The sequence below is a fragment of the Shewanella sp. 10N.286.52.C2 genome (genome assembly GCF_002874545.1).
In the GTDB taxonomy this organism is placed as follows: Bacteria; Pseudomonadota; Gammaproteobacteria; order Enterobacterales; family Shewanellaceae; genus Shewanella.
Genome location: NZ_MCTV01000017.1, coordinates 120,728 through 136,103, shown reverse-complemented (window position 1 = coordinate 136,103; position 15,376 = coordinate 120,728). Strand labels below are relative to the sequence as shown.

The window sequence follows — 15,376 nt, the reverse complement described above, 5'->3', positions numbered from 1 at the left end:
AATTAGTCATAAATCGTCGGGATAGGTTGACGCTTATGTTGGGTGCGCTGGTAAATCGCAATAAGTTTATCTTCAACAAAGCTATCAACCTCTTTGCCTTCTAAGAAATCATCGATTTGATCATAGCTTAGCCCTAATGCCACCTCATCTTCTAATTGCGGTTTATCGTCTTCTAAATCTGCCGTTGGCGCTTTGGTCACTAATATATCTGGCGCTCCAAGGTAACTGGCTAATTGGCGAACTTGACGCTTATTAAGACCAAACAAGGGTGCTAAGTCACAGGCGCCGTCACCAAATTTAGTATAAAAACCGGTAATATTTTCTGCACTATGATCGGTGCCAATGACTAAGCCGCCAGTTAGGCCTGCAATATGATATTGAGCAATCATTCGCATACGGGCTTTGACGTTACCTTTAATGAAATCAACATTATCATTATTAGCGACTTGAATACCGGCATCCTCAAGTCCTGAAACCGTTGCGTTATGCACACCAATAACCCCATCAGCAATATTCACTGTTACCTGCTTTGAGGGTTGAATAAATTGACATGCAAGCTGAGCTTCATCTTCATCTTTTTGTACTTGATATGGTAAACGCACCGCAATGAATTGGTAAGCCTGCTGTGGATTGTCAGCATTTAAGCTGTCTACCGCTAACTGGCATAATCTGCCGGTTACAGATGAGTCAACGCCACCACTAATCCCTAATACCAAACAATGGCTGTGAGCCTCGACCAATTTGGTTTTAAGAAATGCTACGCGGCGCTCGACTTCATAAGCAGGTTCAATCGCCTTAAGTACTTTCATTTCTCTTAAGATTTGTCCCTTCACAATGCTCTCCAATGTATTTTTAAAACCAGAATTACTTAAAATGAGGTATGTTTCTGCATATTCAACATCCTACTGAATTTTTCAGCGTCTACCAAGTACTTGTTTATCTTGATGCAAACAAAAAGGGCAATCACCACTTGGTGATTGCCCTTGATTTAGTCACTGATTATATAAACGGAAAACCTGTCTGGTTATCTTTCCCAGTATGACTCTTCTAAACTATCTTCACGCTCAGGTAAACCACGAGATAATCTTGGGCTATGCTGGGCTAATACTTCATAAGCGACGCGGTTAGCATATTTACACACTTGCGAGAAAGATGAATAACACAGGCCATCACGCTGATGCTTACTTGAACCCGGTACATTGGTTTTATGGAAAGTATTAGCTGCTAAGTCATGCAGTAATGCTGATAACGCTCCATCTCCGGCACCGTTTGTATTGCGGATATAATCTGGTCCACCCATATAAGGCGAGATATGAGCATACACTTTAATCGGTGTAGTACAGTCTGATTTACGTTTAGGACGCGAGAATTCGTAACGGTTAAATTCAGGAATTGCGCCCGGTAATAATAAATGGGCTGTGGCTCTTTTTTCAGAGTCTTCAGTATAGCCTGCTGTATATAAACCTAACGGTCCTGCAGTACACAACACCATATCACACCACTCTAAGGCCGCTTCGCTGGCTAATAGCGGATCGCTGAACCCCGTTAAGGCCTCGCCTTCGTCTTCATTCATCGCCAAAATTGTTACATTATCGCAAATGAAATCTTGCCACCATTTAGGGTCTTCTTGAATTAAGAAGCGGGTACCTAAGGTCAATACCACTGGCACATCGGCTTCTTTAGCATATTCAATCGCTTTCATTGCCGCTTCAGTGATTAAATCACCTTCGCTGGCACGCATTAAATACGCAGTTAAAACTAGCGCTGAACTACCTTGAACCACGTCTTTATTAATATATTCTGGGGTTAGCTTATCCATTGCACCTTTGCTAATCGCAAAGGTACGTTCACCTTCAGCAGAGATCAAAGTAAAACAACGACCGATAGGGCCATCTACTGGCTGCAGGTAGTTTAAGTCCACTTTAGAGGAGGTATTACAAAGGTAGCGATAGGCATAACTACCGACCATGATATTCTGGCTCATAACGCCAAATAATACCGAACGGTCATCAGCTAAAATTGAGTAGTTATGAACGGTATTACCAATGGTGCCACCAGCAAATTCATCGCTGATCATCTCATTGTTTTTTAGTTCATTATAAAGTTCGTGAGCTTGCTGATCATCAATAAGAGTTGAGTTGCCTTTTGGAAGCCCGTAACGGCCCAGTAGCTCATCTTCGACTTTTGCTTCAATATCCACAAGAGTTTGGTCAATACCGCAAATATAGGTAGATACAGACTGCTCTTGCTGGGTTAACTGAGCCAATAATGGGTCTCGGTTGTTTACTGGGAAATAGTGCTTAGATTTGCGTTGACCAGGGAACTTCATCTTAAACTCTCTTGAGTAGGCATCCATGCAATAAGGATTATGGGTTATTCACAGCTTTTGAAAACAGTAACGCTTTAATAGAAACGTTCTTATTACCAAACGCTAATTTTAACACAAATACAATCAACACCAAGATAGATGTCAATCATTCTCAGTTTTTGTGACGATGATTTTATTTATGACATAAAAAAACCTGCAATGCAGGTTTTTTTTATAATTCAACAGTATAAAAATACTACTTTGTAGGTATTAACCTAACAACTGCTTTACTTGCGCGCTAACAGCGGCAACAGTTTGAGTACCATCATACTTAGTGTATTGAGTGTTACCAGCAGCTGCGACTTTACCATAGTATTCTACTAGCGGCTTAGTTTGCTCATGATAAATACCAAGACGCTTACGTACAGTTGATTCTTCATCATCTGGACGGATAGATAAGTCTTCACCAGTGACGTCATCTTTACCTTCAACTTTAGGTTGGTTGAAGATAATGTGATAAACACGGCCAGAGCCTGAGTGAACACGACGACCACTCATACGCTTAACGATTTCTTCGTCAGGCACATCAATTTCTATCACGTGATCGATTTCAATTCCATTAGCAACCATAGCGTCTGCTTGAGGAATAGTACGAGGGAAACCATCAAGTAAGAAACCCTTTGCACAATCATCTTGGGCAATACGTTCTTTAACTAAACCAATAATTAGGTCATCTGATACTAACTGGCCCGCATCCATCACTGATTTAGCTTCTAATCCTAACGGAGTGCCAGCTTTAATTGCTGCACGCAGCATATCACCAGTTGAGATTTGTGGGATACCGTACTGCTCCATAATGAACTGAGCTTGTGTACCTTTACCGGCACCAGGGGCACCCAATAGTATAATGCGCATCTCAAAAGTCCTCTATATTGCTTTCATATTTTTAGGCGGCGATTTTCGCACATTTAGACGGTCTTTAGAAGGTAAAACCTCAAGATTTAGACCAATATCTAATACGAAAATTTTCCGTGTTTAATACAGTAAACTGTATAAACGGCGGCGATACTGACTGGCTATGGCGTTGCCTTGCCCTAGTGCTGTCAATATTTCCATAAACACTTGTTTAACTTTTCCATCCGCAGCGGATAAATCTTTCTCTAAAATGGCAAATAAACACTCAAGAGCCTCTTCGCCACGATTAGCTTGATTCAATGCTTTGGCCAAATCGATAGTCAGTTCAATATTACCAGGCTGCTGTTGTAATGATTGTTGTAACTGACGAATTTCAGGGGTATCTGCAGCGTCTTCTGCTAGGGCTAACTTGGCTTTTAAGTTCTGATAGTAACTGTCTTGATCTGCAAGCCCTATCGTATCTAATAAGGTCTTAGCTTCAGCCAGTATGCCCAATTGTAAATAAACATCGATAAGCACTAAGGCCACTTCTGCTTGTTGCTGAGATTCAGCAAAGGCACTTTTCAGTAATGCTAAGGCTTGTTCAAGTTTTTCGTCGCTTGGCTTTTCAATGCCTGCTTCAACCAAAATCGCTTTTGCAGCATTAAAATCTGTTACCCATAACGCAGGAAGATGCTTATCAAGTAATTCATTCACTTGCGCTGCACTTTGCACCCCAGCGAAACCATCAACCGGCTGACCTTTACTCAGCACTAGGTGGGTAGGTAAGCTCTGAATTTGGAAGTAATTAGCAATTTCTAACTCAGCTTCACAATTCACTTTCGCAAGGATAAAGCGCCCAGCTTGCTCATTGGCAATCTGTTCCATCACTTGTAGCATTTGTACACTTTGCGGTTGCTGTTGTGCCCAAAAAGACATCACCACAAAGTTATCCATCGAAGCATCAACAATTTGCTGAATATTTTCTTTAGTTAAATTAATAATATGTTCCATATTGATTCCTTTTAACTATTTCGTGATAGCTAACAAAAAGCGGGCCTAAGCCCGCTTTATTGCAATACTAATGACTATTTTAAGCTCGCCACTAGCATTTGGTTGGTTAACTTAATGAATGCCGATGGATCCGCTAAGCTGCCCTTTTCTGAAAGCTGAGCTTGTTGTAATAACAAATCTGCCCAGTTAGCAAATGCTAGCTCATCTTGCTCGTCATTTAGACGCTCAACCAGCGGATGCTGTGGGTTAATTTCAAATGTCGGCTTAGACTCAGGTACAGGCTGACCTGCTGATTGCATAAGCTTAATCATTTGCGATGACATTTCACCTTCACCGGCAACCACACATGCAGGGGTATCCGTTAAGCGAGAAGTCACTTTAACATCTGATACTTTACCTTCTAGCGCTGTTTTAATACGTGATACTAATGATTCAGCTTCGCCAGCTAACTTTTCTTGAGCTTCTTTTTCAGCAGCATCTTCAAGTTCACCTAGCTCTAAATCACCACGCGTTACTGAGTGCAGTTTCTTGTCTTTAAATTCAGTTAAGTGGTTAATTAGCCATTCATCGATGCGCTCTGACATTAATAGAACTTCAATGTCTTTCTTGCGCAGTAGCTCTAAATGCGGGCTGTTAGCTGCCGCTTCATAGCTATCAGCCACGATATAGTAAATCTTATCTTGGCCTTCTTTCATGCGACTGATGTAATCATCTAATGACACATCTGTCACTGGTGAATTGTTATGGGTTGAAGCAAAACGCAGTAAACCAGAAATACGCTCACGGTTAGCGAAATCTTCAGCTGGGCCTTCTTTTAATACTTGACCAAATTCAGCCCAGAAAGCTTGATACTTTTCAGCATCGTTTTTAGCCATTTTTTCTAGCATGCCAAGAACGCGCTTAGTCACACCAGTGCGCAATGCTTTAGTTACGCTGTTATCTTGTAAGATTTCACGCGATACGTTGAGTGGCAAATCATTTGAATCGATTAAGCCTTTAACAAAACGTAAATAAGTTGGCATAAACTGTTCAGCATCATCCAGCACAAATACACGCTGTACAAAAAGTTTTAGACCATGCTTAACGTCGCGGTTAAACATATCCCAAGGGGCTTTGGTTGGAATATACAATAAGCTGGTATATTCTTGCTTACCTTCAACACGGTTGTGAGACCACGTTGCTGCATCAGCATAGTCGTGAGAAATATGCTTGTAGAACTCTTGATATTCTTCATCTGATATATCTGATTTGCTACGAGTCCAAAGCGCAGTGGCTTTGTTCATTGGCTTCCACTCGCCTTCAGTAGCAGGGATTTTCTCGCCATCTTCGCCATCTGTTTCTGGTAGGCCAGCTTCAAACATTTCTACTGGTACTGAGATATGATCAGAGTACTTAGTAATGATTGAGCGCAAACGAGTATCATCAGCGAATTCTTTTTCTTCATCACGTAAATGAAGGGTAATTTCAGTACCGCGGCTATTTTTAGTGATGGTATCAACGGTAAAGTCACCTTCACCTGCTGACTCCCACAGAACCGCTTGATCAACTGCTGCACCTGCTGCGCGGGTACGTACAGTGACTTTATCAGCAACGATAAAGGCAGAATAAAAACCTACACCAAATTGACCGATAAGCTGCGAATCTTTTGACTCTTCACCTGATAAGTTTTTAAAGAAGTCTGCAGTACCTGATTTTGCAATCGTACCTAAATGTTCAATCACACCATCACGTGTCATACCGATACCGTTATCTTCAATAGTAACAGTGCCTTTTTCTTGATCGGTACTAATACGAACACGCAGTTCAGTATCGCTTTCATATAATGCGTTATCAGTTAATGCTAAGTAACGTAGCTTATCTGCCGCATCCGCAGCATTTGAGACTAGTTCACGTAAGAAAATTTCTTTATTTGAATATAAAGAATGGATCATCAGATGTAGAAGCTGTTTTACTTCGGTTTGAAAGCCATGCGTTTCTTGTTGAGACATGAAAATTTCCCTTGTTTACGTTAATACATCAACCATGTTGTATCCAACACGGTATAAAAATCTTTGTTACCTAGGAAATGGGGCGCGATAAATAGAATTCAAGGGGAAATTATTTTATTGCTGAAAAAAAACCATGAACTGGCGAAATAACTGGCGATTAGCAATCGATTTGAGCTAATAACGGCTAATATTGGAAACAAAAAGCCCAGCTTACTCACTCATAAGCTGGGCTTTAAAATAAGACACAAATTCACAACTATAGTTCGCAACTATCATTTATAACTACAGTTCGTAACTATCGTTTATAACTACAGTTCGCAACTACAGCGGAATACGACCATTGAATGACAACGCTAACGTGGTGCTATCAACATACTCAAGCTCACCACCAACAGGGACTCCGTGGGCGATTCGGCTGATCACTACATTATGTCTACGGGCCATATCAGCAATAAAATGCGCCGTGGCATCACCTTCTACTGTGGGGTTGGTTGCTAAAATCAACTCTGTGACATCATCTGATGCAAGGTGTTGCTCTAATAACGCTAAGCCAAGCTCTTCAGGGCCCACACCATCAAGGGGTGATAAATGCCCAAGTAACACAAAATAGCGGCCGCTAAAATGGCCACCCGCTTCAATGGCTAACACATCAGCTGGGGTTTCAACCACACAAATTACTTCTGAATTACCCCGTTTAGGGCTACTACAGATCGGACATAGCTGCTCTTCTGTAAAGGTACGGCAGGCTTGGCAATGCCCCACTTCACTCATTGAACGTTCTAACGCACTGGCTAATTTATGGCCCTGTTTGCGGTTACGCTCTAATAATTGAAACGCCATGCGTTGGGCTGATTTTGGTCCGACACCCGGTAAGCAGCGCAAAGATTCGATAAGCTCATCAACCAGTGGACTAAATTTCATAAATACTTCATTGCCTTATTTTATTAATTAAGCGTGCTGATTTAAGTTAATAAACCATTCAATCAGCATCAATGTGCGTATGGTACTGTAATTATGATTGCGACAAAAGAATGATGTTATTGCTAATGCTACTCACAACACAGAACTCGTCAGTTCGGTTAGCGTTTCTTTGTCAGTATTAACTGTTGCCAAGGCTAGCTAGCTTGCTAACTATTAGTGCTAGGACTTAGTATCACTTTCGGGGTGATAACTGAATACCTGATCTAGCGGCAGTTCAAACACTTCAGCAATTTTAAAAGCCACTTCAAGAGTGGGTGAATACTTATTAGACTCAATGGCCATCACGGTTTGCCTAGTGACACCTATTAATTCAGCAAGCTGCTTTTGTGTCATTTCACCATTTAAAAAACGCAAGGTGCGGATAGCGTTAGAAATCGCCGGTTTACTCATAAATATCACCTGTACGCCCCTTGTATAGCTGCACCACATAAAATGCCAGCTCAGCACACAAAAAAGACACCACTAAAATATGCAGCGGCGCATGAGCAAAGCCCAATTGTGATAGACCAAGGTCATTGGCTTCAACACTGTATTGCACTATGGCCAGTATCACGCCTACATTCAAAATAATCGCTGAATACTTATAGCCAATGAGATTAATTTGTTTTTCGCGTACATCCATAGGTTGTGACAGTTCATCGTCTGTGATTAATGCCAGAGCAATGTAGCTCACCACCATTAGCACTACTGAATAAATTATAATTTCTAAAAAGATACCTGAAATCCACTGTATTGAAGCTAATTCTTCAGGGCTAGCATGAAATAAGCTGCTACCATAAAAATAGAAAATATAGCCCGTTACCAGTAAATCAACGGATAAAGTGACTTCTCGAAAGCTCGTTTCTTGCAGCCATTGCAGTAATTTATTTGCATTACTCATGTTAATTAAACCTCACTTGGTGTTAACTATTTTTGACACACTTTTAGTTTAGGCTAACAATTAACCATGTCAAATATTTTTAACCTTGGGTTAACAAATTAATGCTTTTATCGCTTAGCTGTCTGCGGGGTGATTTATACCATCGTTAAGCACAACATCATCAATATCAAAAGGATTAACACCTTCTAAGCAGCCAATGTTATAGCCATATTCTGTAGGATTAGAGCGACGTTGATGGTGGGTATAAATACCGCAATGGCGACAAAAGTAGTGCTTAGCAGTGTGGGTATTAAATTGATATAACTTGAGAGCATCCGCGCCTTTTACGATTTGAATGCCAGCTAATTCTACCGAGCCCACAATGGCGCCTTTTCTGCGACAAATTGAGCAATCACAGCGTCTTGGCTTTTCAATGCCATTGGGTAATGAAAGTGATAATACAACCGCGCCGCAATGACAACTGGCTAAGTGTTTCGACTTTATAACGGTTTCACCGACCTTGGTTAGCATAATATATCCTTATAAGACTCTGACATGGCGGTACAATTTAGCAGAAAATTTAATCTGAACGAAACGCGATCAAAAAAGCCCAAGATAAACTTGGGCTTTTGAATCTTAAAACCTTTAAGATTTAGAATGGCATTTTCATTCCTGGAGGTAATTGCATACCGCCAGTGACTTCAGCCATCTTTGTCTTTTGGTTTTCTTCGATGCGACGTGCTGCGTCATTGAATGCTGCAGCAATAAGATCTTCCAACATTTCTTTGTCGTCTTCCATCAAACTAGGGTCGATGTCAACTTTACGAATGTTGTGTGAACCCGTCATGGTCACTTTAACTAAACCTGCACCCGCTTCACCGGTCATTTCAGTGCGTGCGATTTCTTCCTGCATTTTAGCCATTTTGTCTTGCATCATTTGGGCTTGTTTCATTAAGTTGCCCATACCGCCTTTTCCAAACATAGTCTTTTCTCTTAATTAGGTTATTAGCAAGCAGCCAAAGTGGGGCTAATCTTACTGAAAAAAAATAAATTGGCAATAAATCCGCGGCTATTGCTATCAAAGTTTTGACGCCTATAACGCTTTAGCTGTTTTATTGAACAGTCAATGCTGGAATTTGTTGCCCTATCGCCTGTAGCTTTTCAACCGGATACACTAAAGTATCTGGATTTAGCTGAGCCGCTAAACGAGTAAACATCCATTGTACTTTGTCATCGTTAATTAAAGCGTAATTTGCATTAGCTAATAACTCTCGATGAAATCTTTTACGCAATTCAAGTGGGGTTTCATGTTGTGGATCAAGCCCAACCTGAATTTGCACCTTTGTGTCTTCGCCCAAAAGCTCCGATAAGGCAATTTGTAATTGCTCAATCGCCACTTCGGCGGATAAATGTTTTTGATCCGGTTTAAGTAATAACGGGATCGGATTGTCCAGTCGTTGGCATACCGAGTTAACGGCGAGCTGTCTTACCCTGCCGCCTATGCTTAACTGCGACATAATTTTGTACCAGTGCAAATCTAGGCTATCACCTGAGATTTCATGGTGACCGTTTAATGCCACTTCAGTCGATACGTGAGCGACTGCTGTCTCAGCCACTGGGGCATTATTCTCAGCTGACGCTATGGCAGTGTGTGCATGCTGACGACTTCCCGGCTCCTCATTAACAGCGCTTGTTGGCACTTCAACGGCGGCGATAGTAGTTTGTGCATTGTCAACTGCCATGTTAGTTGCTGCACTATGGCTCACCTCAGGCTCAGTTGTTGCTATTGCAGTTAAAACTGAAGCTGCAGGTAATTCAGTGGGCTTTTCCCATGGCGGTCTATCTGCTGCATCATTTGCTGCACTTGTGTTTACTTGCGTGGTTACATCAATAGTAGCATCAACTGTGGCGGTATTTTCAATCGACTGCATTTTCGCTTTGGGTGCAGGAATTTTAATACTTGGATTGGCTACCGCCTGTTGCTTTTTTGCTTGTTCACCTTCTTCGGCTAGCGAATTTAATTCCGCCTTTAAAGAATCATTGGTAGCGAGCACAGCATCAAGTAAAGCATCCATGTCGCTTAAGTCAGCTTCTGTAGTATCAACGGTTGTTTGCTCAAGCTTAGCTTGCGCGGCACTAGTTTGCTGAACATTAGCTTGCGGAGCACTTGCTTCTGCCTGCTGATATTGATTGTGATCGTCGTTATCAAATTCAGCATAAGATTCGTCACTTGCCTGAGCAAACTGCTCGTAGGCATCAATGGGCATCTCATTTGACGATGTTGTTGATGTGACAGGCTGAGTTTCAATTGCTGGCGTTTCTACTCTAGGTGTTTCTACTGCAGCGGCTTTAACTGCTGGCGCTGCAATAACGCCTGAGTCAACTGCTTGCGTTTCAGTCGCTGCTTGCTGATTGAAACCTAAACTGTCAGCTTGACTAAGGATAATAGCTTGCTCTGCGGCTATCTCGGGAGCAGCATTTAGATTATCGTCCTCAGCTGCGATACTTGCAGTTTGTGGCAGCGTTATTGCCGCAGACACAGAACTGCTATCAACTGCAGTATTGCTTACTTGGGCTGGCTTAGTAGCCGTTATTGCTTCATTGTCTGCAACTGAAGCGCCTGCATTATTTGTAGCAGTGTCAGCCTTCGAGCTAACCGGCGCCGATTTAACCGTTTCTGGGGTCACGGGGTCTGGCGTCAATGAAATCGTTACTGGCTCATCGGTGTGCCAACGTTTAACGGGCTTTTCAGGTACAAATGCCACGGCTCTAAGTAACGCCATTTCAAGACCTGATTTAGGATCAGGAGCAAAGCCTAATTCTTTGCGACCCGTTAACAATAACTGATAGTAAAGCTGCACTTGCTCAAGGGTTAATTGCTGAGCAAAGGCTAAAATTTGTTCGCTGTATAACGACTGCTGCGCCGCGGCTGGCGCAAACTGCGTTAAGGTAATTTGGTGGAGTAATTCCAATAAACTGCGCAGCACCTCATCGGCATCTGCGCCAAAACTCAGCACTTGCTGAATAGTTTGCATTAAGTTAGCAATATCGGCATCACATAAGGCTTTTAGCAGCACTAAGACTTGCTGGGCATCAATACTGCCAAGCATGGTTTGCACCTGTTGGTGCATCACTTGGCCGCTACCAAAGGCAATCGCTTGATCGGTTAAGCTCAGGGCATCACGCATACTGCCGTTAGCCGCTTTTGCCAATAGTGTTAATGCTTGGGGCTCAAAGGTTAATTGCTCTTGAGTTAAGATAAAATCTAGCTGCTTAGTAATTTCATCTTGAGACAGACTTTTTAAATTAAATTGTAAACAGCGAGACAACACAGTCACCGGCAATTTTTGCGGATCTGTGGTGGCCAGTAGAAATTTCACATGCTCAGGCGGCTCTTCAAGGGTTTTCAGTAAGGCATTAAAACTACTTCGAGACAGCATATGTACTTCATCGATTAAGTAGACTTTGTAACGGCCTCTTGAAGGCTTATATTGCACGTTATCAAGTAGCTCACGGGTATCATCGACCTTAGTTCTTGAGGCCGCATCCACTTCAATAAGATCAACAAACCTGCCTTGGGCAATTTCAACACAACTTGAACACACGCCACAAGGTGTAGAAGTGACCCCTTGCTCACAGTTAAGCCCCTTAGCAAATAGGCGCGCTAAACTGGTTTTACCCACACCTCGAGTGCCAGTAAATAAATACGCATGATGTAATCGTTGCTGTGTGAGTGCATTTGTAAGTGCCAGTAGAACATGTGACTGCCCTACCATTTCTTCAAATTTGGCAGGGCGCCATTTACGGGCTAACACCTGATAAGACATGGAATTCCCCAAGCTTTAATGAAACGGGATGATCTAAATAATACCAATGGTAATTAATTGTACCCGAAAATAAAAATAACAATAGCATGCTCATCAATCACAGGCTATTGCTACTCTAAAAGGCTGGATAATTTGCTGAAGATTCAATCGATGCAGAGCAAAAATCAGGCTTTATTGAGTTAAGCTCAACAAAGCCGCTAACATATTATGCGTGCTTGGCTATTCGCCTTCAAACTCACATAAGGTCAATAACTCAACCCCTAAACCTTCAAGACGTTTTTCGCCGCCGATATCTGGCAGAGAAATAACAAATGCAGCGTGCTTAACTTCGCCGCCTAATTCACGGATTAATTTTACCGTTGCTTCAATGGTGCCGCCTGTAGCAAGTAAGTCATCAACGACCAATACTTTATCTTCAGGGGTGATCGCATCTACGTGAATTTCTAAGGTGTCTTTACCGTATTCAAGATCGTATGTTTGCGCAATCGTCTTTCTCGGCAATTTTCCCGGCTTACGTACGGGTACAAAACCAATACCAAGCTCTAATGCTAATGGCGCACCGAATAAAAATCCACGCGCTTCAGTACCGACAACTTTAGTGAAACCTTGATCTTTATAATGCTCTACAAATAAAGCGATAGTGGCTTTATAAGCTTCAGAGTCTTCTAAAAGGCTGGTGACATCGCGAAACATAATGCCTGGGATTGGGTAATCAGGAATAGCTTTAATACTGTTTTTGATAAGCGCTAAACGTTCTGAGTTCATAGTCATATTAGATAATCTATTGTAAAAGGAATGTTTTAATAGCCATCATTTTCAATATCATTAGCTTGAAATTGAAAATATAGTTTCTGGCATATCACTCAATGGCAGTGATACTAAGCATGTTTTAAGATAGTTGCAACTAACGAGCAAATTAAAGGTAACTTTTAATCTAACTCTGGGATCTGCCACAGATAAACCAGTAGGCAACATAACATGCAAGCGAGCATCACTTTCACCCAAACTAATGGCACAATTAAAATGCTCACAACAAAGCTTAAGGTGGTCATTATCATGGCTTTTTTCTTCAACCGTTTGTTGATTGCTCGTTTATCTTGCCAATCATTTAACCCTTGAGCAAACCAAGGATGAGTCATCAACCAGTGATGCATCCGCGTACTTGAGCGGGCAAAACAATAAGCAGCCAGCAAGATAAAAGGCACTGTTGGTAATAAGGGCACCACAATACCAATGGTGCCAAGCGTTAAGCTCGTTAAACCAGTAATGAGGAACAAGCCTCGTTTTAACGCCATATGACTCCAAGCCCAAATCAAAAAAAACCATTCAATAGAATGGTTTTTGGATAACCGACTCTATGACTTAACTGAGCGGTATAATAACTGAGATTGGCAGTTAAATTAAGCCTGCAAGTCGCAAGGCAGATAGAGACGCTGGTAGCGTTGGTAACAATAAAACAAGAATAAAACCAATAAAATACATAATGTTAAATGGGTCTTTAAACGGCTGACTCATAGTTTTTACTTCCTAACAGTAATGTTGGCCGCCTTACAGCAGCGTGAACTGGATCACAAAATTCGCGCTATTGTATGTAAAAAGACTTTTAATATAAACCACAAATTAAGTAGGAGTTTTATCCACTGTTTCAGCCTGTGTTAACGAACAGATAACCCTTTTGTCGGCCAATTGTTGCAACATTTGCAAGCAGCCATTAGATAAGGTTTCCGGCGTCATCTGTGGGTAGGTCTCGCTAAGCCATGTCAATACATCATTAAAGTAACATTGCTCGGCTTGAGCAATATAGGCTAACACTTGGGCTGTTAATGGGTTTAACTTTAAAAAGTTAACTTCATCATGTTCATCGCGATAAACACAAAAGCTTTGCCCCTGCTCACTGGGCTCTGTGGGTTGGTAATCGACACTGATGTGCTGCACATCATATTGATATTGCGCCACAGTGGCGGTCACTGACAGCTTTAGCGGTAGCTCGGTAATCAAGTCTTTGGCAATTGGCTGCTCATTAACATCATCGAAAACAGTGGCAATATATAACTCTAGCCATTCGTAATGTGCTAGCTCCAACATAAAGGCAGGGTCGTAATCCGCAGGCTGATATTGAGTTTGCAAAAAACAGATAAACTCTTGGGATATTTCAATAAATATGGGGGTTTTACAGTCAAAACTTACAAAAAACTGTTGAATGAGTTTGGTCCATGCATCATCAGTATAAAGACTTTTCAGTACCGGAAACGCGCCTGACACAAAGCCATTGATGTTATTGAAAAATAGCTCACGGTAAACATTCATTCGCTCAAATGTCATGCCTTGTGGCAGTGGCTTGCTGGGATCGCGAATATAATCCATAAAGGCTTGTTGAGTGTTAATAAAATCCATTAAGCACTCCTTTTGATCGCTTTTGCGGCTTGTTGATAGCGATGAATTTGATTGATCTCTTGCAGTAATTCAGCGGTTTTGGGGATATTAAAGTCACGCTCTAATAATGTCGGAAACACCCCATGTTGCTGATAACTCTGTTGCAATAATTGCCAAACAGGATCAATCACATCAGCGCCGTGGGTATCGACCATTAACTGGGATGATTCTTCATAATGACCCGCGATATGCATATATTCAATCCGCTTGGTCGGCATTGAGCTGAGAAATTCAGCGGCATCATATTGATGGTTTATTGAGTTTACATAAATATTATTAACATCAAGCAGCAGTTTACAATCTGCCTCATCCAGCACAGCATTAACAAATTGCTGCTCAGTCATTTTCGCGCCGGGCGCAGCGTAGAAAGACACATTTTCTAAAATAAACGGCCGCTCTAAAATATCTTCAACTTGGTTAATACGCTTTGCAACATAAGTTACCGCTTCTTCGGTAAAGGGGATCGGCATTAAGTCATACATGTGGCCGCTACCAGAGCAATAACTTAAGTGCTCAGAGTAGATATTGATTTGATGGCTATCTAAAAAGCGTTTTACTTGCTTAACGAACTCAGTATCTAACGCATGTGGGCTACCGATAGATAAAGATAAACCATGGCAAAAAAATTCATGTTGCTCTGTAAGTTGCCTAAACTGCTTACCAAACTTACCGCCTAGGGTCATCCAGTTTTCAGGCGCCACTTCGAAAAAGTTTATTTCATCAGGCACATGCTGACAAAACTCATCAAGCATTTCTCGGCGCAAACCCAGTCCCACTGTTGCTTGTTTTGCCATTTATCACCTCAAACACACAATTAATCAGTTAAATTAATGAAAGTTACCAACTAAAAAGGCCTGTATAACAGGCCTTATATTGGCGTAGATTTAATCGGCATGAAAGCTATAAATCGATTTCTGCTGCTAAATCAGCCTGCTAATCATCAGATTGATTATTTAGCACCACCACACTTACCTTCACCACATTTGCCTTCTTTGGCTTTACCTTCAGCCGCTTTTTTCATCTCGCCGCCGCACTTACCTTCGCCACATTTTCCTTCTTTGGCTTTTTTCAT

15 protein-coding genes are annotated in these 15,376 nt (G+C 41.6%); all 15 read right to left on the bottom strand.

Going from position 1 to position 15,376, the window contains the following annotated elements:
- Window positions 1–2 precede the first annotated feature (2 nt).
- Entirely contained in the window at window positions 3–833 is an 831-nt protein-coding gene (gene nadE, locus BCU94_RS08140; RefSeq protein ID WP_102435776.1) for an ammonia-dependent NAD(+) synthetase, read from the bottom strand.
- A gap of 191 nt (window positions 834–1,024) precedes the next feature.
- Window positions 1,025–2,329: an inosine/guanosine kinase gene (locus BCU94_RS08135; protein WP_102435778.1), complete on the bottom strand. Its 1,305-nt coding sequence runs from the start codon at window positions 2,327–2,329 to the stop codon at window positions 1,025–1,027.
- A gap of 249 nt (window positions 2,330–2,578) precedes the next feature.
- A complete protein-coding gene (gene adk / locus BCU94_RS08130) occupies window positions 2,579–3,223 on the bottom strand; it encodes an adenylate kinase (protein ID WP_076542252.1) in 645 nt (214 codons plus the stop codon).
- A gap of 120 nt (window positions 3,224–3,343) precedes the next feature.
- Window positions 3,344–4,216: a tetratricopeptide repeat protein gene (locus tag BCU94_RS08125; protein WP_102435780.1), complete on the bottom strand. Its 873-nt coding sequence runs from the start codon at window positions 4,214–4,216 to the stop codon at window positions 3,344–3,346.
- 74 nt (window positions 4,217–4,290) lie between these two features.
- Window positions 4,291–6,204 carry a molecular chaperone HtpG gene (gene htpG / locus BCU94_RS08120; protein ID WP_102435782.1) on the bottom strand — a complete coding sequence of 638 codons (1,914 nt, stop codon included), beginning with the start codon at window positions 6,202–6,204 and terminating at the stop codon, window positions 4,291–4,293.
- A 321-nt stretch (window positions 6,205–6,525) separates the two neighbouring features.
- On the bottom strand, window positions 6,526–7,125 hold the full coding sequence (gene recR, locus BCU94_RS08115; protein WP_076542258.1) for a recombination mediator RecR: 600 nt from the start codon (window positions 7,123–7,125) through the stop codon (window positions 6,526–6,528).
- A gap of 219 nt (window positions 7,126–7,344) precedes the next feature.
- A complete protein-coding gene (locus tag BCU94_RS08110; protein ID WP_102436328.1) occupies window positions 7,345–7,575 on the bottom strand; it encodes a helix-turn-helix transcriptional regulator in 231 nt (76 codons plus the stop codon).
- Window positions 7,568–8,065, bottom strand: coding sequence for a hypothetical protein (locus tag BCU94_RS08105; protein WP_102476095.1), 498 nt, complete (start codon window positions 8,063–8,065; stop codon window positions 7,568–7,570). The genes BCU94_RS08110 and BCU94_RS08105 overlap by 8 nt, the downstream gene beginning before the upstream one ends.
- A 114-nt stretch (window positions 8,066–8,179) precedes the next feature.
- Window positions 8,180–8,575, bottom strand: coding sequence for a GFA family protein (locus tag BCU94_RS08100; RefSeq protein ID WP_102436332.1), 396 nt, complete (start codon window positions 8,573–8,575; stop codon window positions 8,180–8,182).
- A 121-nt stretch (window positions 8,576–8,696) separates the two neighbouring features.
- Entirely contained in the window at window positions 8,697–9,026 is a 330-nt protein-coding gene (locus BCU94_RS08095) for a YbaB/EbfC family nucleoid-associated protein (RefSeq protein ID WP_076542292.1), read from the bottom strand.
- Window positions 9,027–9,156: 130 nt separating this feature from the next.
- Window positions 9,157–11,871, bottom strand: a complete 2,715-nt coding sequence (dnaX, locus tag BCU94_RS08090) for a DNA polymerase III subunit gamma/tau (RefSeq protein WP_102476094.1) — start codon at window positions 11,869–11,871, stop codon at window positions 9,157–9,159.
- Window positions 11,872–12,090: 219 nt separating this feature from the next.
- Window positions 12,091–12,642 carry an adenine phosphoribosyltransferase gene (gene apt, locus BCU94_RS08085; RefSeq protein ID WP_198589273.1) on the bottom strand — a complete coding sequence of 184 codons (552 nt, stop codon included), beginning with the start codon at window positions 12,640–12,642 and terminating at the stop codon, window positions 12,091–12,093.
- Window positions 12,643–12,800: 158 nt separating this feature from the next.
- A complete protein-coding gene (locus BCU94_RS08080) occupies window positions 12,801–13,166 on the bottom strand; it encodes a YbaN family protein (RefSeq protein WP_102436336.1) in 366 nt (121 codons plus the stop codon).
- A 325-nt stretch (window positions 13,167–13,491) separates the two neighbouring features.
- Window positions 13,492–14,265: a putative DNA-binding domain-containing protein gene (locus BCU94_RS08070; RefSeq protein ID WP_102476093.1), complete on the bottom strand. Its 774-nt coding sequence runs from the start codon at window positions 14,263–14,265 to the stop codon at window positions 13,492–13,494.
- Window positions 14,265–15,098 carry a DUF692 domain-containing protein gene (locus BCU94_RS08065; protein WP_102436342.1) on the bottom strand — a complete coding sequence of 278 codons (834 nt, stop codon included), beginning with the start codon at window positions 15,096–15,098 and terminating at the stop codon, window positions 14,265–14,267. Before BCU94_RS08065 ends, BCU94_RS08070 begins: the two co-directional genes overlap by 1 nt.
- Between the last annotated feature and the right edge of the window lie 278 nt (window positions 15,099–15,376).

Bases quoted from the DNA above. Each gene is read 5' to 3' on its own strand.
- BCU94_RS08110 (WP_102436328.1), bottom strand. From the start codon at position 7,575: ATGAGTAAACCGGCGATTTCTAACGCTATCCGCACCTTGCGTTTTTTA.
- BCU94_RS08135 (WP_102435778.1), bottom strand. From the start codon at position 2,329: ATGAAGTTCCCTGGTCAACGCAAATCTAAGCACTATTTCCCAGTAAAC.
- BCU94_RS08105 (WP_102476095.1), bottom strand. From the start codon at position 8,065: ATGAGTAATGCAAATAAATTACTGCAATGGCTGCAAGAAACGAGCTTT.
- adk (WP_076542252.1), bottom strand. From the start codon at position 3,223: ATGCGCATTATACTATTGGGTGCCCCTGGTGCCGGTAAAGGTACACAA.
- dnaX (WP_102476094.1), bottom strand. From the start codon at position 11,871: ATGTCTTATCAGGTGTTAGCCCGTAAATGGCGCCCTGCCAAATTTGAA.
- BCU94_RS08125 (WP_102435780.1), bottom strand. From the start codon at position 4,216: ATGGAACATATTATTAATTTAACTAAAGAAAATATTCAGCAAATTGTT.
- BCU94_RS08065 (WP_102436342.1), bottom strand. From the start codon at position 15,098: ATGGCAAAACAAGCAACAGTGGGACTGGGTTTGCGCCGAGAAATGCTT.
- htpG (WP_102435782.1), bottom strand. From the start codon at position 6,204: ATGTCTCAACAAGAAACGCATGGCTTTCAAACCGAAGTAAAACAGCTT.
- BCU94_RS08100 (WP_102436332.1), bottom strand. From the start codon at position 8,575: ATGCTAACCAAGGTCGGTGAAACCGTTATAAAGTCGAAACACTTAGCC.
- BCU94_RS08080 (WP_102436336.1), bottom strand. From the start codon at position 13,166: ATGGCGTTAAAACGAGGCTTGTTCCTCATTACTGGTTTAACGAGCTTA.
- BCU94_RS08095 (WP_076542292.1), bottom strand. From the start codon at position 9,026: ATGTTTGGAAAAGGCGGTATGGGCAACTTAATGAAACAAGCCCAAATG.
- recR (WP_076542258.1), bottom strand. From the start codon at position 7,125: ATGAAATTTAGTCCACTGGTTGATGAGCTTATCGAATCTTTGCGCTGC.
- apt (WP_198589273.1), bottom strand. From the start codon at position 12,642: ATGACTATGAACTCAGAACGTTTAGCGCTTATCAAAAACAGTATTAAA.
- BCU94_RS08070 (WP_102476093.1), bottom strand. From the start codon at position 14,265: ATGGATTTTATTAACACTCAACAAGCCTTTATGGATTATATTCGCGAT.